The sequence below is a fragment of the Paenibacillus sp. MZ04-78.2 genome (genome assembly GCF_024213375.1).
In the GTDB taxonomy this organism is placed as follows: Bacteria; Bacillota; Bacilli; order Paenibacillales; family NBRC-103111; genus Paenibacillus_G.
On the sequence record NZ_JANAVJ010000009.1, the window covers coordinates 54,581 to 78,884 of the forward strand.

The window sequence follows — 24,304 nt, forward strand, 5'->3', positions numbered from 1 at the left end:
GCTTTGGAAAAAAACGCCGCTTCCCGTTACCGGACCGGCTGCATCCATTCGCGCAGTTCTTCGAGCATGCGGTCGTGGCCGGGCACGGCAAAGTCAAGCTCGGGGCGGGTCGATCGGAGCGTACGGTCCAGCGCGACGGCATCGTCGGGCCGGATGCGGACATCCTGCTTGTCGAATATCCGCCTCATTCGCTCCAGCAGCTCGTATTTGCTGATGGTCTCAGCCGCGGTCAAATGAACGATGCCGCTTAACCGGTCTCCCCGCTCCGCCGTATAATGAATAAATCTCGCCAGCTCCAGCGTTGTTACCCCGTTCCACGGCACGCGGACAAACCCGCGGATTTCCCCCCGCTGCCGCAGGAACCATGGAAGCAGCCCGCTGCCTTCCTCCCGCAGCTCCGGCCCGATCAGCGACGTGCGAATCGTCAGATGCGGCGCACGAACGACTTCGCCGAGCGCTTTCGTTCTGGCATACGCCGTCGTCCCGTCGGGCACGTGACGTTCTTCGTAGCGGCCGCGGTCCCCCAGGAATACGCTGTCGGTGCTGATCTGAACGAGGCGGGCTTGAAGCCGGTCGGCCAACTCCGCAAGCTGGTGCGGGAACAGACCATTGATCCGGACGGCCTCAAGCTCCCTTTGCCTGGCCGCATCGTACATAATACCGTGAGCGTTGACAATCAGCTCGGGACGAACGGCCTCCACCAGCTTGTCGACCATCACGCTATCCGACGCGTCGAGACGCAGAGCCGCTCCCGGGAGCGGGTATTCGCAGTCTGATTTTCCGTACTCCGTCGTATAAAACACTTCATACGAAGTGTGCGCGGCCAAATACCGCAGCAGCACGTGTCCTGCCATCCCATCGCCGCCGATCACGAGCACTCTCTTCGGCTCATGCCTCCCGTACGGCCGCCTTTCCTCATCGCAGTGACTCACCACCAATTGACGCCTCCCCGATTGCAATCCAAGTCCTATACTATATTAGGAAATGAACCGGGCCGGCACGACACTTACCCATTCGGCCGCCTAAAGACCCGGTTCCATGCCTGTCCGCCTATCAAGAGGGCTTGTCCGGCTCGCGGGATCGAAGGGCCGGACATGCCTCCTCGAGAAATATCCGGCATATACCGACGCTCCGTTCAGCCTTCCGGCGCTCCGCCGTCTTGAAGCCCTTTGGCGAAGCCCGACGCAAAGCCTTCCTTGTATGCCTTGTTGAATGCTTTGTTGTAGACTCGCCGGAACATGCGCGGCCTTGGCCTTCCGGCCCGACGCCGTCGACCCTTCTTCGGCGCACGGCGTCGGGCCGTCCGTCGGTTGCGGATCGGCCGGAGGCTTCGCTTCCCCTTTCGGACCCGGCTCCTGCCCCCCCGCTTGCTCGCCATGCGTTTAGCCATTCTCCGTCTCTCCTTTCCTCCGCATGCATCTATACACCTTATGCGGATGGACGCGGAAACGGACGAAGTCAGTCGCCTATTTCGCAGCAGCAGGCAAGCTTAACGCATCAGCCGGGAGCGCCCTCGAACAAAATGCGCATCATTTGCGCGATCCTATGGGCATACGTATGCTCCTGCATGGTGCGCCGCAGCGCATTGAGCGCGATAAACCGCCGCTCTTCTTCATGATGCAAGTAATAATCGATTTTTTGCATCAACTCGTCGGGCGACGCATAGGTGACGATCTCCTGTCCCGGCGTATAAAAACGGGCCATATCGCTCCGGATATCGGTGAGCAGCAGCGTCCCGCAGCCCGCGATCTCGAACGTCCGCGGATTCGGCGATACGGCTCCGATGCGTTGGCTGTTGAAGTTATAGGTCGGGTCGTCCGTTGCCCGGTGCAGATTGATCACGATTTTCGTCCCGTTGTAATGCGCGGCCGTTTCCTCCGCTCCCATCCACTTGTTCAGGGCGATCTTTCGGCGCAGCATCCGAAATTGGCGCAGCCTCTGCCACCAGATGCCCGCGATGTACGTATTTCTCGCCGCCAGAAAAGGCGTCATCTGATTGAAAAAGGCAACCCGATTCCAAAAAGCGGAGCCGATAAAGCTGATATCGTGCCGATATTTGGCCGGAATCCGCTTCGGCCGAAAGATCGACGAGTTCGTGCCTAAAGGCAAGTAGTGGACCTGCTTGCAGCCGAACCGGCGGTAAAACTCCACACAGGCAAGCTCAAGCGTAAATACGACGTCGTAATGCGTGACGAGGGGCAGCGTCAGGTCGGTGTAATACGGATCGTCCGTAAGCCAGATCGCCGTACGGATTCCTTCCGCCCGCAGCTCGTCGATCCGCTCGCCGGATATCCGCAATCCTTCCAGCACGAGTACGATGTCGGGCCGCGTCTTCACGGCCGCGGACTTCAAATCCTGGGTCGGCTTCCGAACAATCAGCTCGCGCACCAGCGGCCGCAGCGCCCCGATAATGGAGGCGTCGAGCGGCGAATACGGGGGGCCTTTGCCTGAGGTCACGTACATGACCCGGACGTCCCACCGGCCGACCGGATCGTTCGGCAGCAGCCGCATGACAGCATCGCACCGGCCGAAATGATAGCCGCCGCTCAAGCCGAGCCGCAACCCGCGTTCCCAACCGCTTTGCCAAGCGGCGCGGCGGCGGGCTCGCGACACTCGCTTTACGTTGGAGCGTGCTGTTTTTCCGGACATGCTCCTGCCTCCCTTCTTTGGGTTAGTTGCTTGACGCTTGCCCCGTCAGTAGCCGAGTAAGCCTAGCAATTGGCCGATCCGCGTGACGAACGAATGCTCCTGCATGGTCCGCCGCAAGCCGTTCAGAGCGATCTTCTGCCGCTCGGCGTCGTGCTTTAAATAATAGTCCAGCTTATCGATCAGTTCGCCGGCCGACCGGTAAATATCGAGCTCTACACCCGGCGTATAATAACGGGTCAGATCGTCGCGGACGTCGGTGAGCTGCATCGTTCCGCACGCGGCGATTTCATAGGTGCGCGGGTTGATCGATTGGCCGGGAAGACCCCGGAGGTTGCGGTGATCTCTTCCGTGACGGTGGCAGCCCCGGTGCAGGTTAATGACGATTTTGGCCCCGTTGTAATAGCGAACCGTTTCTTCGATCGGAATCCAGCCGTCGCGTACGCTCCGCTTCAGCAGCCGGTACAACCGCATTCGTTCCCACAACCCGCCGCCGACGATCACTTTTTTGCCCGACAAATACCCGGCAATTTGATCGAAGAACCGGACGCGGTTCCAGAACGCCATCCCGATGAAGCAAATGTCGGCATGGTAGCCGGAACCGACGGGAACGGGCCGGAACACGTCAGTATCGACGGCCAGCGGCACGTACAGAACTTGAGAACAGCCGAGCGACAAATAGAACGGCACACAGCTCTGCTCGTGCGTCGCCACGGCGTCGTAATGCGGAGCGATCGCTGCGGTATCGTCCGTAAAATACGGATCGTCGGCGAACCAGATCACCGTACGAATGCCGAGCTCCCGAATCCGGCCCACCTGCCGCAGATGGTCGGCGGGAAAGACGTGAAGCCCGTTCAGCACCAGCAGCAGATCGGGCCGGTGCTGCTCCGCCAGCGCGAGCATGGCGTCCGACGTTCCGACGACGGTTTCCCGGACCGTCCGCCGCAAAGCGGCAATGACGCCGTTATCGATGGCCGGAAAACCTTGCGGGATATACAGCACTTTCAGGTCATACCAAGCTGGCGCAACCGGCGGGGTTTGCTTCCGGAAAGCCTCGCACCGTCCGTACCGATACCCTTGTTCGTAGCCGAGAAGCCCTCCCGCACGGCTTCCCTGCTGCCGCACGGCCGCTTTCCGGCTTGCGAGTTGTTGAACCCGGCTCATGGCGGTCACCCCCTATCGATTACCGGAACCGGGTCGTCCAGTCGAAGTCGATTGCAGGATCGTCATACGCAATGCGGTATTCGTCAGGCTGCCCCGGATCGTAAGCCAGATTGGTAAAATAAACGATCGTCGCCGGCTTGACGCCGAGCACCCGGTATCCGTGAGCAACGCCTCGCGGAATAAACAGCAGATACGGGTGGTCTTCGCCCATATAATGCACGGACGTTTGCCCATGCGTCGGGGAGTCGGCCCTCATGTCATGCAGCACGACCTGCGCGTGCCCGCTCGGAAAGAACCAAATGTCGTCCTGCCGCTTATGATAATGAAACGCCTTGATGACGCCGGGAAACGACATCGACAGCGACGCTTGACCGAACCGTCCGAACAAAGCGTCGTCCTCCCGCAAAATTTCCATAAAAAAGCCGCGGTCGTCGCTGTGCCTAACCAGCGGCTTCGATTGGACTCCTTCGATCGCCGTTTTCATCACTCTTCCCCCAATCGTTGCGCAAAAATGCCTCCAGCGCCGTTTTCCAATCTCTCATTCTCGGCAATCCGGCGAGCCGCAGCCCCCGGTCCGCGAAAGCCGAATGCGCCGGCCGGGGCGCAGGCAGCGCGTAATCGTCCGAGCGGGCGGGCCGAACCGTAATACCGGTGTGCCCGGCCAGCTCCAGAATCGTCTTGGCCAGCGCCCATCGGGAGCAGTACCCCCGGTTCGCCACATGATAGATGCCGTAACGGTCCGTTTCCAGCAGTCCGCCGATGCATTCGGCCAAATCGTACGTGTAAGTCGGCGAACCGAACTGATCGTCGACGACGGTCAGCTCCTGCTGCCGTTCCGCAAGCGCCAGCACCTTCGTCACAAAGTTATTTCCATCCTTGCCGTACAGCCATGACGTCCGCACGATAAAATGCCGCGGACATACGGCCTGCACGAGCTGCTCGCCGAGCAGCTTGGATTTGCCGTATACGCTGAGCGGATTCGTACGGTCCTGTTCGTCGTACGGCTCCCCCTTCGTACCGTCGAACACGTAATCGGTGCTGACATACACCATCTTGGCGCCAACCGCTTCCGCGGAGATAGCGACGTGGCTGGCGCCGATCGCGTTAATCCGGTACGTCTCTTCCGGCTCCGCCTCGGCTTGATCCACCTTCGTATAGGCTGCCGCATGCACAATCGCCTCGGGCTTTGCTTCCGCAATGAGCCGCCGTACCGCCTTTTCGTCGGCGATGTCCAACTGCTGCCGGGTGAAGGCCGCGCAGTCGTGCCGCCGCCCGAGCACCCGGACGAGATCCCGGCCCAGCTGCCCCCCGGCGCCGGTAATGAGCATTTTCATACGCCACCCCCTCTCGTCATCGAACGCAGCCGGGTACCAATGCCGCCTGCGAGAATTATGCCTTTCATCGCGCTTCTCCTTTCTCTCGTATGAGATGAGTGTGTACGGCTGGTACGGATGATTGCCATGCTCCTATGATATGCACCCCTCGGGCAGGACTGGTGGACGAATACCATACGGGCCGAAAAATTGGCTCTTGTACCGAATAATAGGGGAACGGCAAAAAGCCTGCCTCCGTTAATAGAGACAGGCCCGCTGTATAACAATAACCCGCTTTATTCGTCATACCAGTTCTTGCGGTATCCTTCCTTGAACTCGCCCTCGTACTCCGGCTTGCCATCCGCATTGAACAGCTTGCCTCGTCCGTGCGCCTTCCCTTCCGCAAGCTCGCCTTCGTACATCGCGCCATCGGCATAGTACAATTTGCCGGTACCGTTGCGCGCCGTGTTGATGCCGGACAGAGGCTTCCCTTTGGCATCCGCGAAGCTGCCGCCCTCGCCGAATTCGGCGTATTCGAAGGCCCCCATGTAGACGGTGCCGTCGGCATAGTACAGCTTGCCTTGGCCTTGGAATTCGCCATCCTCGAATTTCCCTTCGTAGAGCAGGCGGCCTTCTTTCGTATAGACCTTCCCGCTGCCCGACCATGTGCCGTAATCGAATGCTCCTTCGTACTGCAGCTTGCCGTTTTCGTAGAACGATTTGCCCTGCCCTTTGGCATAGCCGTCCACATACGCGCCTTCGTGCCATACATGCCCGTCCAGACCGAAGCTTTGACCGATGCCGCTTCGTTCGCCGGCCCGGTATTCGCCCCGGTAGTTCAGCGTACCGTCCTCGTTGTACGTTTCGCCCCGGCCCTGCCGGACGCCGCCTTGAAATTCGCCTTTGTATACCGTGCCGTCAGCGAAGCGGTATACGCCCGTGCCTTGATCCGCTCCGTTCGCGACCGGCTTCCCGAACGAATCGGCGAAGGAGCCGCGTTCGCCGTATTCTCCTTCTTTGAATTCTCCGGTGTACGTATCTCCGTTATAGTACGTTAGCTTGCCCTGGCCGTGATAGAGCCGATCGCGAAACCCGCCTTCGTAGACCGCTTTGTCCTTCCGGTACTCCGTGCCTTGACCGTTGATCGTTCCATCCTCGAATTCGCCGGAGTAGATCAGGCGGCCCTGCCAATCGTATTCCTTGCCCTGACCGCTATATTCTCCGGCCATGTAGCCGCCCTCGTAGCGCAGCTTGCCTTCCATATTATATTCCTTACCTTGTCCGCTGCGCTCCCCGTCCGCATAACGTCCTTCGAACTCCAGCTTGCCTTCCTCACTGTATACCTTCATCTCGCCGTTCATCATGCCGCCGAGGAACGATCCTTCGACCCGTCCGGCCGTCAGAAAATGATACACCCCTTGTCCGCTCAGCTCTCCGGACGCCGTCTCCCCTTCGTACCAATCGCCGTTGGTGTAGAACCGAAGGCCCTTGCCGTCCTTTACCGGGTCAATCGTCTTTCCTTGCGCATTGAGGAACGTCCCCTTGCCGAACTCTCCGTCCGCGAACGTCCCTTTATAAACCGCTCCGCTCGAAAAATACATCGTCCCTTCATGAAAACGGTTGTCCTTAAACGTTCCTTCGAACAGCAGCTTGTCCAAAACGAAATATTTGCCCTCGACCATCGTCTGGTTGTCGACTTTGCCTTCGAACCGTTCGCCGTTTGCAAAATAGACGGTGCCATGGCCTTTTTTAACATTGCGCTCGAATTCGCCGGTGTATTTTTCCCCCGTCGCAAAATAAACGGTGCCTTTGCCATGGAGGACGTTATCCTTGATGTCGCCTTCATAGAACAGACGGCCCGCCACGAACAGCTTGCCGTGGCCGTTCAGCTTGCCTTGGATAAAGTGGCCTTCCAAGCGGTTACCGTTTGGCTCGTACTTCTTGCCCTGACCGTTCGGCAGATCGTCCCGGAACTCCCCTTCCATAAGTAAACGGCCCGCCTGATCGTATTGCTTGCCTTGGCCGTGCTTGCGGCCGTCCTTCCATTCGCCTTCATATTCGATTTCGCCGCTGCTTGCGTATCGAATTCCTTTTCCGTTATACTTGCCGTCCTTCAGCTCGCCGCTGTAGATCAGCCGCCCCTTCTCGTTGTACCGCTTGCCGACGCCGTCCGTGACGTTGCTCACGATATAAACGGTTTGCCTGTCCTGATTCCAGACGACCAGCTTGTTTGCGGCCTCGCCTACCAGACGCAGCGGCACCAGCGTCGTCCCGTTGCGAAGCTCCGGCGCAGCCGGCAGCTTGACGGTCTGCCCGTTCACAAACGCTTCTTCCTGCCCGATCGTCAGCACAAGCTCCAGCCCCGGCTTCGTCCCGGTTACCCGGCGCAGCTCTTCGTTCCACGCCACCTGCAGCCCAAGCTTCCCGAATACGCCGCGAAACGGCACAAGCACGGAGCCGTTCCGGTTGAGTGGCGGCTCCTCGAAGGCGACCCGCTCGTCGTCGACAAACACGTTGATGCTGCGCTCATAGCTTGGGAACAAAGACGAGTCAAACTCGACATGAACTCCTCGATCCTGCAGCGCCCGCACCGTTTCCACAGAGGCCGCCTCCAGCGGGTTGCCGCTGAGCCGCACCTCGCTCAGCTTGCTCAAGTCCGCCAGCGCGCGGATGTCTGTGATCTTGTTATCTCGCAGGTCAAGCGTCCGCAGCTCTTTCAGAGCGGCAATCCCCGAGAGGTCGGCAAGCTGCGTATTCCGAAGCTTCAATTGCTGCATTCCCGCAAGCTCGGCAATCTCTCCCAGCTTGCCGAGCGGATTGCCGGACAAATCCAGATAGAGCAATCCCGCCAGCGAGCCGATGCCGTCCACGGCTCCGATACCCGCGCTGCTTGCCGCCAGGCTTTCCAGCTGCGTCAGCTTCCAAAGCGGCTCCGGGTCCTGCAGCGGATTGCCGCTCAGGAACAAGTGCCGCAGCTTCGGCAAATCAAGCGGACGCACATCGGCGATCCGGTTATCCGACAGGTCCAAATAAGTAAGCTGCTTCAGCCCGCTAATCGGATAGACGTCACTGATCTGGTTGCCGCTCACATCGAGCCACGTCATCCGGTCGGCGTACTGCATTGCCGTCCGAAGCCATGAGACGGGAAAGGCTTTGCAGGTCCTCCGGCGTCAGGTCGCCGTCTGGCTTTTTCAACTGGCCGCGGATCACCTTTTCCAGATTGGCGTCGGGCACCAGGGCGGCCGCCGCGCTCCATACGCGCTCCGTCGGAAGCGGCATGACGAGCGGCGCCGCCATGACCCATGCGGATAGAAGCGTGATGGTATACATACGATTTTTGCTAAACATGCGAGTCGATTCCCCTATTCGTTAAAATATGTGCAGACGATGGATGGATTAGTGCTTTCGACATAATTCTACAGAACCAAGGAAATTCCTGCCTACGCAAAACGCGATATCATGTCGACGCGTGAAAAGTATTTTTTAGTTCTAAACAAAAAAATCACAATCGAAAAGAAATAACAGCCTGTGATTCATGTTACAATAGAAGCTGCTGAATAATTCAGAGTTAAAATACTTGCTAGAGAGGAGTAACAACGTGGAGAACCATACGAAACCAAACGATAGCGGAGGGACATTTGGGAGCAGAACCAACTTTCTGGTCGTTATGGTTATGATTCTTGGGGTATTTGTAGCCATCTTGAATGAGACACTCCTTAATGTCGCTTTGTCCAAAATTATGACGGACATCGGGATTTTACCAAGTACCGCGCAATGGTTATCAACCGGATACTTGCTGGTTATCGGGGTGCTTATTCCGGTCACCGCTTTTTTAATTCAGAAGTTTACGACAAGAGCCTTGTTCCTTACGGCCATGTGCTTGTTTACGCTGGGTACGCTGGCGGCGGCTGTCGCGCCGGGATTTGGCATGCTTCTGCTCGGCAGGGTGCTGCAAGCGTCGGGAACCGGTCTGCTGTTTCCGCTGCTGACCAATGTCGTGCTGTCTACGGTTCCTTTGGAAAAAAGAGGCTCGGCCATGGGAACGATCGGTATCGTCATTACCTTTGCCCCGGCGATCGGACCGACGCTGTCCGGGATCATCGTCGAGCATTTCAGCTGGCGGGTGCTCTTTTACGCCGTCATTCCGATCGCGCTGTTCGTCATCGCCATCGCCTATCTGAAGCTTAAGAACGTAACCGAGACGAGGAATCCGAAAATCGATGTCTTGTCGCTCCTGCTCTCCACCTGTGGATTCGGAGGAATCGTGTACGGCTTCAGCAGCGCCGGCGAAGGGCATGGCGGCTGGTCGAGCGGCGCAGTCCTGATTCCGGTTATCATCGGAGCCGTTGCTTTAGGCTTGTTCGTTTGGAGACAATTGACGCTGGCGGAACCGCTGCTGGATCTGAGAACCTTTAAATTCAACGTGTTCAGATTGTCGACGCTGATTATGATGATCGTCATGATGGCCATGTTTTCCGCGATGATGCTGCTGCCGATGTTCCTCCAGGGCGCGCTCGGCTACACCCCTCTGCAAGCCGGTCTGGTCATGCTGCCGGGCGGGGTTCTGATGGGCATTATGTCGCCGATTACGGGCCGGCTGTTCGATAAATTCGGCGCCAAGTGGCTGGCAGTCGTCGGACTGGCGCTTATCGCCAATACGCTGTGGCAATTTTCCTCGATCACCCTGTCGACTCCGTACGCGATGATCATGATTTTGAATTCGCTGTTAATGCTGGGCATTTCCATGCTGATGATGCCGGTCATGACCAATGCGTTGAACGAGCTCCCGCCGCGGTTATATCCGCACGGCACGGCCATTATCAGCACGCTTCAGCAGGTGTCGGGCGCGGTCGGAACGGCGCTGCTGGTCGCGGTGATGACCAACGGGTCCAAGCATTTTCTGGAAAGCGCCGCAGGCGCCAAAACAGACGCTCCGCTGCCTATTCTGGCGATGATGGCCGGGATGAAGAGCGCGTTTCTGCTGGCCTTCGGCCTGGTCGTCGCCGCTTGGATTGTTTCGTTCTTCCTGAAACGGGCCAAGCCTTCGGGAGGCGGAAGCGAGCGGGTTTCCGCACACTAAGACGGTTTAACCTCCGGATCGCCTCACGCGATTGCGGACGCAAGAAGACGGCCCTCGCCGCATGGCGGGTGCCGTCTTCTTTGCTTACGTGAACTACCAAATTTAGATTTTGGCGACACCCCGACCTCCGTGCATAACACAAACATCCCATCTAAATCAGCCGGTTAATCATGATGCTCGCCTTCGCCTGTGATCAGAAGCTCCACCTGATGCTTATGAAGCTCTTCTTTCATTTCGTCGCTCGGCTCCCGGTCCGTTACGATAATGTCGATTCCCTCCAGCCCGGCGACGCGGTGAAACAGCTTTTTGCCGAATTTCGTATGATCGGCCAGCACAATCACTTGGTCCGACTTGCGCATGATCTGACGGATCAAATAGCTTTCCTCCTCGAACATGGTCGTCAAACCATGCGACGAGATGCCGCACGTACCCAGCAGCGCTTTGTCCACCTGATATTCGGACAGCATTTCCAGCGTCCGCGCTCCGTATACGAGCCGCTGCTCGTTATCGAGCAGGCCTCCGAGAAGATGGATGCGGATTTCGTCCTTTTGCGTCAGCATGCCCGCCAGATCGATCGAATTGGTGACGACCACATTGCGCCGGGTCCGCATAGATTCCATAGCGCAGCGAACCGTAGTGGAGGAATCCGCATACAAATAATCGCCGTCGTGAATCAGCGTCCCAACCAGCCTGCCGATCGCCTCCTTGGACGGGGCGCCCAGTTGCAGCCGCTGCTCGTAGTTCGGCACCTCCTTGGTGATCGACGGCAGCATCGCGCCTCCGCGGGTACGGATGATGCTCCCCTGCTCCTCCAGCTTAATCAGATCGCGCCGGGCGGTATCCCACGAGATTTGCAGCCACTCGCAAATTTCCGTGACGGTGATGCGCTGTTTTTCGTTCAGCTTCTGCAAAATCGCAATCAGTCTTTCTTCTTGAAACATGCGCAATCCCCTTCCAAATACTCTGCTATTGTTAAGTTACTATAAGTTATATTAAGTTAAATTAAGTGATATTATTAATTATAAACCAAAATCCGCAGATTACAATAATTTGTACGACACGTTTGAGCCCATATTGAACACTCCCACCACCTGCGCTAGCGGCGCTGAGGTGGGGGATTCTTGCGAACAGAGAAGCATCCTTCTCTTCTTGAGCAAGCGATCCCTGCGGTTCCCGCAGTTCAGCCCATCTTCGCCAACAAACGCAGTCCTTCTTGCAAGATGTTCATGCTGGCAGCCTGACAAGCCTCTGCCTGTTTCTTGGAAGGTGTCGTTCCATCTCGCCAGGAAGTGGTTAAGACAAAGCGAGCGCATCCATACATCTGATGGATCAACGTCGTTTGCTCCTCCGTAGGGTAGCTGCGAAAGCGAAAAGCTTTATGATGCAACATGCGAGACTTATCTCCTTTGGTGATTTAACGACAATTATAGCACATATGTTCGCACTCGTGCACAAGAGATGCTGATTCATCTCCCCCTTATCGAAGAGGGAGTCTTCTCAGCCTTAACGATAAAACGACGGGGAAGGATCATGATTCCTTCGCCCGCCGCTTAACGTTTTTCGATCATAAAGCTTCCGCCATCACATGAATGGTTGTTCCCCGAAAAGGCTTTTAATACGGAGCTTTTCTTATATTTTTGTCCTTATCGTCGCCTTGCCCGTCTTTTTCTTCCTTCTCCTGCTTTTCTTCGTGAAATTCGATCGGCGTATTTCCTGTAATGTGATCGATAGGAGTATAATCGCTGTTCGGGATCGCCTTGCCGGCAATCATCTTGCAGATAATAATTGTAAGTAAAACGATGATTGGAACAATTAAGGAAAGCATCGTATATAAAGCAAAATCGTCCATGTTCCAGGCCCGTCCTTCTTCTTTATTAGCTATCCTTGTACTTGTGTGTAACTTTTATACGAATGGGGCCAAAAAATAGTTTCGCAGACCGGGGGGCAAGTCAAAAAATATCCCCCGCAAAGCTCCGGCTTCAAAGCCGCTGCTCTACGGGGGTGTACAGCCTTCCTTGAGGAAAACATGGCCGTTTCAATTACTCGTTCGCCGCTCCGATCGCAATCCAGTTGACCACTCCTTGCAGCTCTGACGAATCCTTGGAACGGACCACTTCCAAAATAGCACCGTCGGGCTCCTTTTGTTGAATGACGGCGTAGGTGTTCGTCTGATTTGTCGAAGCTACCAGTACATAGCTGTTGTCCGCAAAAGGCCGGTCAAAGATTAGCACGACTTCCGTCAGTTCGTCTTCGAGACTTAGCAGGAACGGACTCATCCCGAACTGCTGCACCGTCGTCCGGACGCCAACCGTCTGCACCGGCTGGAAGGACAAATGCTCCGGCGTGACCGCTCCGGCCGCCAAATGCTCCGACCCGATGCTTCCCGGCTGCAGTTGGCTGGCCTCCGGGACGTCGGCTTCCGAATGTCGCGCAGACACTTCGTCCAATGGGAGACGCAGCGCGCTAACACGGATCTCCGCTGACTCCGACTCAAGCTCAGGTACTACGACTTCCTCCAAATCCAGAACAATTGCTGCTTCATCCGCTTCCGGTGTTTCGGTTTCGCTCTGGATGCAAATATCTTCCGTTTCGCCGCTAGGATCGAATCGATCCGGATCGCTGACCATGTGGGCGACATCTTCCCACGCTTCCTCAGCGGGCCGCCTGTTCAGCAGCGCCTGCAACGACGGTTCCAAATGAATGAAGGAAATCGTGCCCGGCAGCAGATGATAGCCTGAGATCGTCTTCTGTTTGATGTGCAGCCCGTCGACCGACTCGACGCACAGATGATCCGACGTCACCGAACGCAGGGCCAGTTTCTCCGACGTTACTGCTTGCGCCTGCAGCTTCGCTTCACCTACGGCTCTCGCCGCAAGCTGCTCTGCGCCCACCGATCCTTCGGCCAGATGCTGGCCGCGTACAGCACCTTCCGCAAGGTGCAGGGCCATCACCGAGCCTCCTGTCAGATGTCGGCTTCGCACCGACTCTTCCGCAAGGTGCAGGGCCGTCACCGCTCCTTCCGCCAGCTTCTCCGACGTCACCGCTTGCGCCTGCAGCTGAGCTCCACCTACGGCTTTCGCCGCAAGCTGTTCTGCGCCCACCGCGCCTTCGGCCAGATGCTGAGCGTGTACAGCACCTTCCGCAAGGTGCAGGGCCATCACCGCTCCTTCCGCAAGCTTCTCCGACGTCACCGCTTGCGCCCGCAACTGCGCTTCGCCTACGGCTTCCGTCGCAAGCTGTTCCGTGCCTACTGCGCCTGCCGCCAGCTTCTCCGCTGTTACTGCCTGCGCCCGCAGCTGCGCTTCACCTACGGCTTCCGCTGCAAGCTGTTCTGCGCCCACCGCGCCTTCGGCCAGATGCCGGCCTTGAACTGCGCCTTCCGCAAGGTGCAGCTCCGTAACCGCGCCTGCCGCCAGCTTCTCCGACGTCACGGCCTCCGCCTGCAATTGCGCTTCACCTACGGCTTCTGCCGCCAGCTGTTCCGTGCCTACTGCGCCTTCGGCAAGCTTCTCCGCGGTTACTGCCTGCGCCCGCAGCTGCGCTTCACCTACGGCTTCCGCCGCAAGCTGTTCTGCGCCCACCGCGCCTTCGGCCAGATGCCGGATTTGAACCACGCCTTCGGCTAGGTGCAGCGCCGTGACCGCACCTTCCGCCAGTTTCTCCGACGTCACCGCTTGCGCCCGCAGCTGCGCTTCACCTACGGCTTCCGCCGTAAGCTGTTCTGCGCCCACCGCGCCTTCGGCCAGATGCCGGCCTTGAACCGCACCTTCCGCTAGGTGCAGGGCTAATACCGCGCCTGCCGCCAGCTTCTCCGACGTCACGGCCTCCGCCTGCAATTGCGCTTCACCTACGGCTTCCGCCGTAAGCTGTTCCGCGCCTACCGCACCTTCGGCCAAATGCCGGCCTTGAACCGCACCTTCCGCTAGGTGCAGAGCCAATACTGCGCCTTCTGCCAGCTTTTCCGACGTCACGACCTTCGCCCGCAATTGCGCTTCACCGACGGCTTCCGCCGCCAGTTGTTCCGTACCTACCGCACCTTCGGCCAGATGCTGACCGTGTACAGCACCTTCCGCCAGGTGCAGGGCCAATACCGCGCCTTCCGCCAGCTTCTTCGACGTCACGGCCTCCGCCTGCAATTGCGCTTCGCCTACGGCTTCCGCCGCAAGCTGTTCCGTACCCACCGCGCCTTCGGACAAATGCTGGCCGCGTACTGCCCTTTCCGCTAGGTGCAGGGCCAATATCGAGCCTCCTGCAAGATGCCGGCTTCGCACGGACTCTTCCGCAAGGTGCAGGGGCGTCACCGCGCCTTCTGCCAAGCGGCTGCCATCCACCGCTCCCTCTGCGAGGTGCTGCGTTGTGACCGCGCCTTCCCCCAGATGCCGGCCGCGCACAGCCTTTTCTTCAAGGTGCAGCGCCGTGACTGCGCCTGCCGTCAGATGCCGGCCGCGAACCGACTCTTCCGCGAGGTGCAGTGTCGTCACTGCGCCTTCAGCCAGCTTTTCCGACGTTACCGCCACCGCCGCCAACTGCTCCTCGCCCACCGCGCTTGGCGCTAGATGTACCGTCGTTACGGCCTCCGCCGCCAAGCGGCTTGCGTCGACCGCTCCCTCTGCGAGGTGCCGCACCGTCACCGTGCCTTCCGCCAGCTTCTCCGACGTCACCGCTTGCGCCTGCAATTGCGCTTCGCCTACGGCCTCCGCCGCCAGCTGCTCCGCGCCTACCGCGCCTGACGTTAGATGTGCCGTCGTCACGGAGCCCTCCGCCAAGCGGCTGCCGTCCACCGCTCCCTCTGCGAGGTGCCTCGTCTTCACCGCGCCTTCCGCCAGCTTCCCCGACGTTACGGCTTCCGCCTGCAGCTGCGTTTCGCCTACGGCTTCCGCCGCCAACTGCTCCGCGCCTACTGCGCCCGGCGCCAGGTGCAGCGCCGTTACGGACTCCTCTGCCAAGCGGCTGCCGTCCACCGCGCCTTCTGCGAGATGCTGCGCCGTCACTGCGCCTTCCGCCAGCTTCTCTGACGTCACCGCCTGCGCCTGCAGCTGCGTTTCGCCTACGGCTTCCTCCGCCAGATGCTCCTCGCCTACAGTGCCCGGCTTCAGATGAAGCGACATCACCGAACGCAGCGCCAACTTTCCCGACGTCACCGCCTGCGCCTGCAGCTGCGTTTCCCCCACGGCTTCCGCCGCCAGTTGCTCCGCGCCTACTGCGCCCGGCGCCAGATGCAGCGACGTCACGGACTCCTCCGCCAAGTGGCTGCCGTCCACCGCGCTTTCCGCCAGATGGCGGCCGCGGACCGCCCCGTCCGCAAGGTGCTGCGCCGTCACCTCACCTTCCGCCAGCTTCTCCGACGTCACCGCGCCCGCCGTCAAGTGGTTGCCGCTCACCGCACCTTCCGCCAAATGCGGACCACGGACCGCGCCCTCCGTCAGGTGCTGCGTCATGACTGCGCCTTCCGCCAGCTTCGCCGACGTTACTGACCTCGCCTGCAGCTGCGCTTCGCCCACGGCCTCCGCCGTCAGATGCTCCGCTCCGACCGCGTTCGGCGTCAAATGCGCAGCCGTTACGGCCCCCTCCGCCAAGCGGCTGCCGTCCACCGCGCTTTCCGCCAAATGCAGCCCGTGCACTGCTCCCTCCGCAAGGTGCAGCGCCGTCACTGCGCCTTCCGCCAGCTTCGCCGTCGTCACAGTCTGCGATTGCAGCTGTGCAGCGCCCACCGATCCGTGCCCCAGATGCTCCGCGCCAACCGCGCCTGGCGTTAGATGCGCCGCCGTCACGGACCCTTCTGCCAGACGGCTGCCGTCCACCGCGCCTTCCGCCAGATGCGGACCTCGTACCGCTCCCTCCGTCAGGTGCGGCGCCATTACCGCGCCGGGCATCAGATGCTTCGCCGTCACCACGCCCGCTGCCAAGCGGCTGCCGTCCACCGCTCCCTCCACCAAATGCGAGCCTCGCACCGCTCCCTCCGTAAGATGCAGCGCCGTCACCGCGTTTTCCGCCAGCTTCTCCGCCGTTACCGCGCCGTCTTCCAGCTTATCGCGGGTGACGGCGCCGGTAACAAGCTGGTGCGTCTTCACGGACGCTTTGCCGAGATGCGCATTTTGAATCGCACCGAAGGCCACATGCTCCGCCTGCACCGATTCCTTGCCCAGCTTCTCCGATGTTACGCTTGCGGAAGCCAGCTTCGCCGTCGTCACAGCCAGATTGGTCAGCTTGTCGGTCGATACCGACTCACCGGACAGCTTGGAGGTGGTGACACTGTGTTTCGCCAGATGCGTAGTTTGTACCGCACCCTCCTGCAAGTGATGGGTCAGCACCGCAGCACCGGCCAGCTTCTCGGATGTGACGGCCCGGTCCTGCAGCTTCTCCGCCGTGATTGAGCGGTCTTGCAGATGGTCCGGACCGACGGCCAAAGCTGCAATGTGCGCGGCTTGCACGGCCTTGTCGGTCAAATGCAGCGAATTGACGGCGTCTTCTGCCAAATGCTCGCCGAATACCGATTTTTTCGCCAGCTTTCGCGAGGTAACGGTTTGCTCGCCCAATTTCTCGGAGGTGACGGACGAATCCGACAACTGCGGCGTGCCGACGCTGTAAAGCGCCAGTTTATCCGTTGTCACCGCATGGACGGACAAGTGACGGCCTTCCACCGCCCCGTGCTGCAGATGTCGGCTTTCAATCGCCCTTTCCTGCACATGCGGCCCCTGCACCGCTTCCTTGGACAATTTGGCGGAAGTCACGGCTCCGTCCTTCAGATGAACGTTCTGCACTGCATCTTCCGTCAGGTGACTTGCGTCGATCTGCTTCGACGAAATATTGACTCCCCGGATCAACCCCGCCGTCAAATGATCGTGCAGCACCGAATTCAATTTCAAATGCTCGGAAGCCACACTCCAAGGCGCCAGCTTATCCTCCGTGACCGACTGATGGGCCAGCTTCTCGGCACTAATTTCTCCATCAACCAGCTTGGCGGCTGTAATTGAAAAATCGCGCAGCTTTTCCGTCGTAACCGCGCCTTCCAGCAGTTTTGACGAATTGATCGCTCCGTTGGCCAAATGAATCGTGTTAATCGAGCCGCTTCTGATTTTGTCCGACGTGATCGACTGCTGTTGAATCAGCTCCCCGGTAATCGCTTCGTCGGCAAAATGCTTCGTATAAATCGATTTTTCGGCAATTTTCATCCCATCGATCGTCTTATCCGCCAGCTTCTCCGAAGTAATGCTGTTGTCCTGAAGCTTCTCCCCGCTGATTGCACGGTCTTGAATTTTTTCCGTGGTGATGGAGGCCGAAGCAAGGTGATCCGATGTCACCGACTGATAAGCAAGCTTTTGCATCGTGACGCTCCGGTCTGCCAGTTTGGTGCTGTCGACCGCATAGTCGGTCAGATTGTCCCGACCGACGCTATTTCGCTTGATCCGGGTACCGTCGACGGCGTAACGCGCGATTTTCTCCGTCGTTACCGACTCATCGGCCAAATCGTCCGTGTACACGGCGGACCCTGGTGCCAACCGCGGTCTGGTTTCCCCTTCGACTGCCCGGGGAGCGTCCGTAACCGCATGCGATTCGGCAACCTTTTGATTTTTTCTTTCCTCAACGACAAAGTGACCGATGTCGCCGATTTCATCTTCAATGTCAGCTCGCTGCCTCACGTTTCGCGGCTTGTCATCAAGCCACTTGAGCTCATCGATATACGAGTCCATGCGCTTGCTGCGCACCGGTCTGCGTGGGCCGTTAATCCGGCGGTTTTCTCGTTTCATATCAGATCCTCCCATATGGTGTAATGCCTGGTCGGCCATACTGGCAATCAACGCTAGTGGATACTTGTAACATATGCATGCACCCAGAAGGAAGTCATTCGCCCGGCGAAAAATGGGCATGCGCTCAAGAAAGCCGAGGCGTTTTTTGCTCGTTTAAGCATTGAAGCCATGAACCGCCGATCTGCGAAGAACGCAAAAAAAACAGGCGGCATCGTTCACCACCCGTTGTAAAGCGTAAGCCACCGCTCCGCCATCCGCTCCCATGTAAATAGCCGCTGTACCCGCTCTACGCTTTGTTCCCCCATACAGCGGGCTTCGTCCTCGTTTTGCAGCAGGGAGATTACCGCCGGCGCAAGGCCGCTCTCCAATGCGTCCGGTTCCACGGTTATTCCCGTAACGCCCTCCTCGACAATTTCCGGCATTCCTCCGGCACGGGTGGCGACGACCGGGACGCCCGCTGCCATCGCTTCCACATTGACAAGACCGAACGCCTCGCGGCGGGCGGACGGAACGACGAGGACATCGGCCAAACGAAACCAGTCGTCCACTTCGCCGTGCGGAACATACGGAACGAAGCGCACATGCTTACTCAGCGGCACGCTCGCCCTCCGAAGCCGTCTCACATAGGGGGTAAGCCTCTTCGAGCCGTAAAAGGCCCCGCCCACCACGAGCAGCATCGCTTCCGGCACTCTACCTACAATCTCGGGCATCGCCGCCAGCAAACGATGCACGCCTTTAATCGGAATAAGACGGCCGACATACAGAATGATTTTGCGGTCCTGCAGACCGAGCCTGTGCAGCAGCGCCTCCCGCTTGGCCGCCCCTTCGGGAGACCACCGGGAAATAAAACGGTCCGGATCGACCCCGAGATGATTCACGATAATTTTGGCTTTGACACGCGGGTCCCTGCGCACCATTTCGTCCTTCAGGTAATGGCTGTTCACCACGATCCGGTCCGCCGCGGCGAAACAACGCCGCAGTTCGGGCCGCCGGATATGGGGCCTGGAGACGAACGTAACGGAATGCAGCGACAGCCATACCTCCGCGTCCGGGTGCCTTCGCTTGAGAAACCGGGCGAAGCGCGGGCGGTTCTCCACCTGAATGACCTTCGGCCGCAGCTTTTTCAGCTTGCGGCTGACGCCCTCCACATAGCGGCGGGGCGAAGCGGCGCGCACGCGCTTGTAGAGGACGCCTTCGCGAATTTCGGTCCGTCGGAGCTTCCGGCCCCGCCGCCCGATCACCGCCAGCCGGACGTGCTTCTGCAGGCGGCGGACGACTTGTTCCACGACCAGTTCAACGGAGCTGCTGTTGCCTGAAGGAATGACGAATGAACCCGGCGTCACGAAGACGACATCTCGCTCTTTCATGGAGCAGCCCCCCCGCGATCTTTTTAGCAGTATATTCTTGGCGCTGTGGATGTGGATAGGCTGGAGTTGTCCGGGCCGTAGTTTGGGCCGTTTGAATTTTGCCGCGCAGGGCCTCATCATAAAGAACGAACTAGCGAATATCCAGATTAATCCGCCCCGGCTCCGGAAAGCTCCGCAAACCGGAAGCAATCGACCGTATGGTCCATCACCATGCCGGTCGCCTGCATAAACGCATAGCAGATCGTCGAGCCGACAAAGGTGAAGCCGCGCTTCTTCAGCGCCTTGCTCATCGCATCCGATTCCGGCGTGCTGGCCGGGACGTCCTTCAGGCTCTGCCAGCGGTTGCGGATCGTATCGCCGCCGACGAACTGCCAAATGTAGCGGTCGAAGCTGCCGAACGCCTCCTGCACCGCGAGAAAAGCCTTCGCATTCGTCACGGCGGCGCGCATTTTGAGCCGGTTGCGGATCAGGCCCGGATCACCGAGCAGCTCGTCCAATTTGGCATCGTCGTAAGCGGCTACCGCCTTGGGATCGAAGCCGTCGAACGCCTCCCGGTACCGGTCTCTTTTTTTGAGCACCGTATACCAGCTCAGTCCCGCCTGCGCCCCTTCCAGGATCAGCATCTCAAACAGCTTCCGGTCGTCATGAACGGGAACTCCCCATTCCTTATCGTGATAGTCGATATATAAAGGGTCTTCGTTACACCAGCCACAGCGGCATGTCATAGGACACTTCCCCTCTCCTTTTTTCCCTAACTATACCACATTGTTGCGACACCGTTTGTCACCGTTCTAGACTTGGCGTAGCTGAACGAGGACTAGCCCGCTGCCCTCTCCTTGCTCCCCCGTTTCACTGCCGGAGGCGCCGGAATACACTATACGACCGATTCCAATGTTAGGAGCATGTCGAATGACCATAGCTTCCAACCGGGCCATCCTGCTGGCCGCTATCGTGTATCAGGCCATCCGGCAGTACAACAATAACGGATCGTTCGAGCTGCCCCCCGGGTATAAGCTGGCCGCCGTCTTGGGCAAAAAGAAGTTTCCTTACCTCGGATTCATTCTTGAGTCCAAGCAATCGATCGTCATCGCACTCCGCGGCACGGCGGCTGTATCCGAATTGAAGAAAGATTTGCAGTTCGATCAAATTCCGTTCCCTTTTGTCCGCAACGCCGGACTGACGCATCGCGGTATTACGGAGCTGTACGCATCTGTGCTCCGCAAGCCGATTATGCGCTTTTTGAACAAAGCTTCCCCTCAAAAAAGACTGTATTTGGCCGGCCACAGTATCGGCGGCTCGCTAGTTACGCTGTGCGCGCTCGACCTCGTCTTTCACACTCCCTTCAAGCAGCCCGTCGTCTACACGTTCGGAGCCCCGAAGGTCGGTAATCCTGATTTTGTCCGTCGGTTTAACCGCCGAATTCACCACAGCACCCACGTTGCCAACCGGTACGATCTCGTGCCGCTGCTGCCCCTCTCCTTCGGCAAAACCGTATACCGGCATGTCCGGTACCGCTACGTGATCCGCTTCCAAAACAAAGGTCTGCTGGGAAGCCATTCGATCAAAAGCTACTACAACGAGCTGATGCGCCGAAGCGCAGGCCGCAACGTCTCCGACAAGCAGAGACCAACTAGCGGCCCGAATCCAAGGAAAAAGCGAAGCCTTTGCTTAGCTCGTTCACCACTTTCTCAACAAACTCAAAGCCCTAACCGGTTTTGCTTTTTTCCTTGACAATCATCTTAAAAGGTATTATCTTAAATTTAAGACAAAACAGTCGCTATCAACCATTCACTCCGAACTTCTAAAACAATCTAACTCAGGTATGTATTGCCGCTCAGGAATGAGGAATACTGATTGCAGACTCATCGCGCGGCAGCGAAAGGAGTTGCGAACGTTGAACGCAGAGAACAACCGGGACGAATCGCTGCATTTGTTCATTGTGCTTTCCCGGGCGAACGAATGGATCACGGCCCACGCCCACCGCGACATCCGGCGGTACGGCTTGAATCCGACCGAATATGCGGTGCTGGAGCTGCTGTATCATAAGGGTTCCCAGCCTTTGCAGCAGATCGGCGGCAAAATTTTGATGACCAGCGGCAACATCACCTATGTCGTAGACAAGCTGGAACAAAAGGGGCTTGTCGTCCGAAAGCCGTGCCCGGAAGACCGCCGGGTCAGTTTCGCGCAAATTACGGAGAAAGGCCGTGCATTTCTGGACGAAGCGTTCCCGCAGCATCGCAAAGCGATCGAAGCCGCAGTCGCAGGCATATCTGCCGAGGAGAAGCACCAAGCGATCGGCCTGCTTAAGAAGCTCGGGATCGCGGCGCAGGAAAGCTTCAAATAGTGGGTCGCCCCCGGCGAACCCGCAGCGCATATCTTAATATTGAGATTTCCCCTAGCCCAAACTAAGCTTATTCAGGAGGTTATATTGATGCAAATCATGATCTATCCCCCCACGATGCAAGGAAGCGGAGCCTTCGACGGAGGCCGGATTACGGAGCAGAAGCCGATCGGATTTCCCGGCGAACGGTCGGTGGTCAAGCGGGTCGGGCCGCTGTTTTATTGGGCGTGGGCTTTCGCCGCAGAGGAAGGCTATATCGGGTCTCACCCCCATCAAGCGTTCGAGATCATCACGTATGTTCTTACCGGCAAAGCGGAGCATGGCGACTCGCTCGGCACGCGAAGCGTTGTCGGACCTGGCGGCGCGCAGGTCATGCAGACCGGGTCGGGCGTGTCTCACGAAGAGCGGTTTATCGGCCCGGATATGGAAGGCTTCCAGATCTGGTTCGAGCCGGAGCTGAATGAAGCGCTGAAACGGAAGCCGACTTATCGCCAGTTCGACCATGAAGCGTTTCCGGAGGAAGCCGGAGAAGGGTTCGTACGCAAAACAGTCATCGGCGACGGCTCGCCGGTCGAGCTTGTCGCGGACGCCAAAGTATGGGACCTGACGCTGGAGCCCGGCGCCGTCTACCGGCATGTCATTCCGGCAGACCATACGTTAACGGCGCTCGCCGTCCGCGGGCATGGAGCCTGGACGAATGCTTCGGCCGGAGACGCGGTCACGCCGTTTCGGCACAAAGATTTCATGCTGCTCGGGGCGGCCGCCGACACGAACGTGTCGCTTCAAGCTGCGGACGGCGAAACGCTGCGGATCATGCTGATCGAGGTTCCTACCACCGTCGATTACCCGCTTTACCCCAAACGATAACGTAAGCTAAGCCTCGCGGATAACCGCGGGGCTTTTTGAGCGCAAAAAAAAAGGGCCTCCGCCGGCCCATGGCCGTGTCGGAGGCAAAAGAGAGAAAATGGAGGAATAGAGTATCGAATATTACCAGGTCTTGAATCCTTTCGAGCCAACGCTGGCATTCGAAATAATATCCATGACCGGTACGGAGTAAGCTACAAGAATAAGGACAACCACCACACCGACCCATACGCCCCAGCGCTCGAAGATGGCCGGCGCTTTTTCCGCCGCTTCGCTCGCTTCCGCGATCGGGAACTCGGTTTCCCCTTTCGGGGCGCTGAGCAGCATGACGACGTTAATGATCATCATGACGACGCCGATGAACAAGATCGTGCCGCCGACGGCCATCGCCACATGGTACGGCATCCAGCCTAACGCGTCCGGGCTATCCTGATACGTGGTAAATGCTGTCCGGCGGGGCGACCCGAACAGACCGACCGTATGCATCGCGCCCGACATGAAGAACATGCCGACCAGCCACACGATCGTTTGGATAATCCCCATCCGGTGCATGAGCGGCGTCATTTCCCGCCCCAGCATCGCCGGGATCAGCCAATAGGTGATGCCGAAGAAGGTCAGCGCCACGCTCGTTGCCACCGTCAGATGGAAGTGGCCGGTTACCCACAGCGTGTTGTGAATGATCGCGTTCAGCTCATGGCTGGCGTTAATCAGTCCCCCGGCTCCGGCCGGGATGAAGATCAGCATCCCCATGAACGGAGCGAAGAAGCGGACGTCCTTCCAAGGCAGCTTCTTCAGCCAGCCGAACAGTCCTTTCGCACCGACGGAGCGGCCGTGCATCTCAAAGGAGGCGAACAGCGAGAACGCCGTCATCAGCGACGGAATAACGACCATGAACGTTAGAACGACCTGCACGAATTTCCAGACGTTCGAGATTCCCGGTTCCATGAGCTGATGGTGGAAGCCGACCGGAATCGAGAAGAGCAGAAACATGATGAACGACAAGCGGGCAAGCGCATCGCTGAACAATTTGCCGCCAATCACCTTCGGAATGACGACATACCAGCACATATAAGCAGGCAATAGCCAGAAGTAAACAAGCGGATGGCCGAAATACCAGAATAGCGTCCGGCTCAATACGACGTTGACCGTATCGACCCAACCGAGCGACCACGGGATAAGCTGGAACAATACCTCGATTGCGACGCCCAGCGTTGCAATAACCCACATCAGCATCGTCACGACGGCCATAAACGTAAAGAGCGGGGTCGTTTCTCCGCGGTGCGTTCTTTTCCAATAGCGGTAATTGATGAAGATGCCGAAGCCGCTCATCCAGCTCCCGACGACGACGAACACCAGCGCGATATAAAACGCGGGCGATGCTTTAAGCGGAGCATAGAACGTATACAGCACCGTCGCCCGGTTCAGCAAAATTTCAACTGTGGCTATCGCCGTTCCGAGCGTCATCAGGCCGAAGCCGAGCCAGCCGAGATTGCGGGCGATCGGCAGCAAGTGGCCTCCAAGCGTACGGGCCACCCCCGCATATAAAAAGCCGATGATAAAATAAGTGGTGAAGATGAGCGCCATCAAGACGCCGTGCGCCGTCAGCAACTGGTAATAGCCGATGCCCATCGGCAGCGCAAGCATTCCCCCGCGGACGAGCCCTTGCATAACGCCGGCAACGCCACCGAGTAACAACGCGAAGAAAGCGAACAAAATATGGGCGAGCACCAAGGCCGAATCGCGCCGATCGAAACTTTTCAGATTTTGAATCATAGGATACG

Annotated in this window: 19 protein-coding genes; 4 read left to right on the forward strand and 15 right to left on the reverse strand. The window is 58.4% G+C overall.

Annotation, left to right across the window (positions count from 1 at the left end; genetic code table 11):
* Positions 1 to 26: 26 nt before the first annotated feature.
* From NLX71_RS09545 to NLX71_RS09580, 8 genes are all read right to left on the reverse strand, one after another.
* On the reverse strand, positions 27 to 932 hold the full coding sequence (locus NLX71_RS09545) for a sugar nucleotide-binding protein (RefSeq protein ID WP_309248933.1): 906 nt from the start codon (positions 930 to 932) through the stop codon (positions 27 to 29).
* A 203-nt stretch (positions 933 to 1,135) separates the two neighbouring features.
* A complete protein-coding gene (locus tag NLX71_RS09550; RefSeq protein ID WP_254363371.1) occupies positions 1,136 to 1,390 on the reverse strand; it encodes a hypothetical protein in 255 nt (84 codons plus the stop codon).
* 107 nt (positions 1,391 to 1,497) lie between these two features.
* Positions 1,498 to 2,649 carry a CgeB family protein gene (locus NLX71_RS09555; protein WP_254363372.1) on the reverse strand — a complete coding sequence of 384 codons (1,152 nt, stop codon included), beginning with the start codon at positions 2,647 to 2,649 and terminating at the stop codon, positions 1,498 to 1,500.
* Positions 2,650 to 2,694: 45 nt separating this feature from the next.
* Positions 2,695 to 3,810 (reverse strand): CgeB family protein, encoded by a 1,116-nt coding sequence (locus tag NLX71_RS09560; protein ID WP_254363373.1) that lies wholly within the window; start codon positions 3,808 to 3,810, stop codon positions 2,695 to 2,697.
* Between the two features lie 19 nt (positions 3,811 to 3,829).
* Entirely contained in the window at positions 3,830 to 4,294 is a 465-nt protein-coding gene (locus tag NLX71_RS09565; RefSeq protein ID WP_254363374.1) for a dTDP-4-dehydrorhamnose 3,5-epimerase family protein, read from the reverse strand.
* Positions 4,251 to 5,144: a dTDP-4-dehydrorhamnose reductase gene (gene rfbD, locus NLX71_RS09570; RefSeq protein ID WP_254363375.1), complete on the reverse strand. Its 894-nt coding sequence runs from the start codon at positions 5,142 to 5,144 to the stop codon at positions 4,251 to 4,253. Before rfbD ends, NLX71_RS09565 begins: the two co-directional genes overlap by 44 nt.
* 275 nt (positions 5,145 to 5,419) lie before the next feature.
* Positions 5,420 to 8,227, reverse strand: coding sequence for a leucine-rich repeat domain-containing protein (locus NLX71_RS09575; protein ID WP_254363376.1), 2,808 nt, complete (start codon positions 8,225 to 8,227; stop codon positions 5,420 to 5,422).
* Positions 8,190 to 8,471 (reverse strand): hypothetical protein, encoded by a 282-nt coding sequence (locus NLX71_RS09580; protein ID WP_254363377.1) that lies wholly within the window; start codon positions 8,469 to 8,471, stop codon positions 8,190 to 8,192. The genes NLX71_RS09575 and NLX71_RS09580 overlap by 38 nt, the downstream gene beginning before the upstream one ends.
* 250 nt (positions 8,472 to 8,721) lie before the next feature.
* Between NLX71_RS09580 and NLX71_RS09585 the strand changes: the two genes are divergently transcribed.
* A complete protein-coding gene (locus NLX71_RS09585) occupies positions 8,722 to 10,203 on the forward strand; it encodes a DHA2 family efflux MFS transporter permease subunit (protein ID WP_254363378.1) in 1,482 nt (493 codons plus the stop codon).
* 164 nt (positions 10,204 to 10,367) lie between these two features.
* Here NLX71_RS09585 and NLX71_RS09590 read toward each other — a convergent pair whose 3' ends face one another.
* The 6 genes from NLX71_RS09590 to NLX71_RS09615 all read right to left on the reverse strand — a co-directional run bounded on the left by NLX71_RS09590 (position 10,368) and on the right by NLX71_RS09615 (position 20,043).
* Positions 10,368 to 11,144, reverse strand: coding sequence for a DeoR/GlpR family DNA-binding transcription regulator (locus tag NLX71_RS09590; RefSeq protein ID WP_254363379.1), 777 nt, complete (start codon positions 11,142 to 11,144; stop codon positions 10,368 to 10,370).
* A gap of 239 nt (positions 11,145 to 11,383) precedes the next feature.
* Entirely contained in the window at positions 11,384 to 11,593 is a 210-nt protein-coding gene (locus NLX71_RS09595; RefSeq protein WP_254363380.1) for a helix-turn-helix domain-containing protein, read from the reverse strand.
* 222 nt (positions 11,594 to 11,815) lie between these two features.
* Positions 11,816 to 12,052 carry a DUF3951 domain-containing protein gene (locus NLX71_RS09600; RefSeq protein WP_254363381.1) on the reverse strand — a complete coding sequence of 79 codons (237 nt, stop codon included), beginning with the start codon at positions 12,050 to 12,052 and terminating at the stop codon, positions 11,816 to 11,818.
* Between the two features lie 190 nt (positions 12,053 to 12,242).
* A complete protein-coding gene (locus NLX71_RS09605; protein ID WP_254363382.1) occupies positions 12,243 to 17,951 on the reverse strand; it encodes a WIAG-tail domain in 5,709 nt (1,902 codons plus the stop codon).
* Positions 17,952 to 18,166: 215 nt separating this feature from the next.
* Positions 18,167 to 19,318, reverse strand: coding sequence for a glycosyltransferase family 4 protein (locus NLX71_RS09610; RefSeq protein ID WP_254363383.1), 1,152 nt, complete (start codon positions 19,316 to 19,318; stop codon positions 18,167 to 18,169).
* 146 nt (positions 19,319 to 19,464) lie between these two features.
* Positions 19,465 to 20,043, reverse strand: coding sequence for a DNA-3-methyladenine glycosylase I (locus NLX71_RS09615; protein WP_254363384.1), 579 nt, complete (start codon positions 20,041 to 20,043; stop codon positions 19,465 to 19,467).
* Positions 20,044 to 20,227: 184 nt separating this feature from the next.
* Here NLX71_RS09615 and NLX71_RS09620 point away from each other — a divergent pair, with 184 nt between their 5' ends.
* The 3 genes from NLX71_RS09620 (at position 20,228) to NLX71_RS09630 (ending at position 22,526) form a co-directional block, all read left to right on the forward strand.
* Positions 20,228 to 21,049 (forward strand): lipase family protein, encoded by an 822-nt coding sequence (locus NLX71_RS09620; RefSeq protein ID WP_254363385.1) that lies wholly within the window; start codon positions 20,228 to 20,230, stop codon positions 21,047 to 21,049.
* Positions 21,050 to 21,212: 163 nt separating this feature from the next.
* Entirely contained in the window at positions 21,213 to 21,662 is a 450-nt protein-coding gene (locus NLX71_RS09625) for a MarR family winged helix-turn-helix transcriptional regulator (RefSeq protein WP_254363386.1), read from the forward strand.
* A gap of 87 nt (positions 21,663 to 21,749) precedes the next feature.
* The gene (locus NLX71_RS09630; RefSeq protein WP_254363387.1) at positions 21,750 to 22,526 is read left to right on the forward strand and encodes a pirin family protein; all 777 of its coding nucleotides are present in this window, start codon (positions 21,750 to 21,752) and stop codon (positions 22,524 to 22,526) included.
* 120 nt (positions 22,527 to 22,646) lie between these two features.
* Here the strand turns inward: NLX71_RS09630 and NLX71_RS09635 are convergent, their stop codons facing one another.
* Positions 22,647 to 24,296: a b(o/a)3-type cytochrome-c oxidase subunit 1 gene (locus tag NLX71_RS09635; protein ID WP_254363388.1), complete on the reverse strand. Its 1,650-nt coding sequence runs from the start codon at positions 24,294 to 24,296 to the stop codon at positions 22,647 to 22,649.
* Between the last annotated feature and the right edge of the window lie 8 nt (positions 24,297 to 24,304).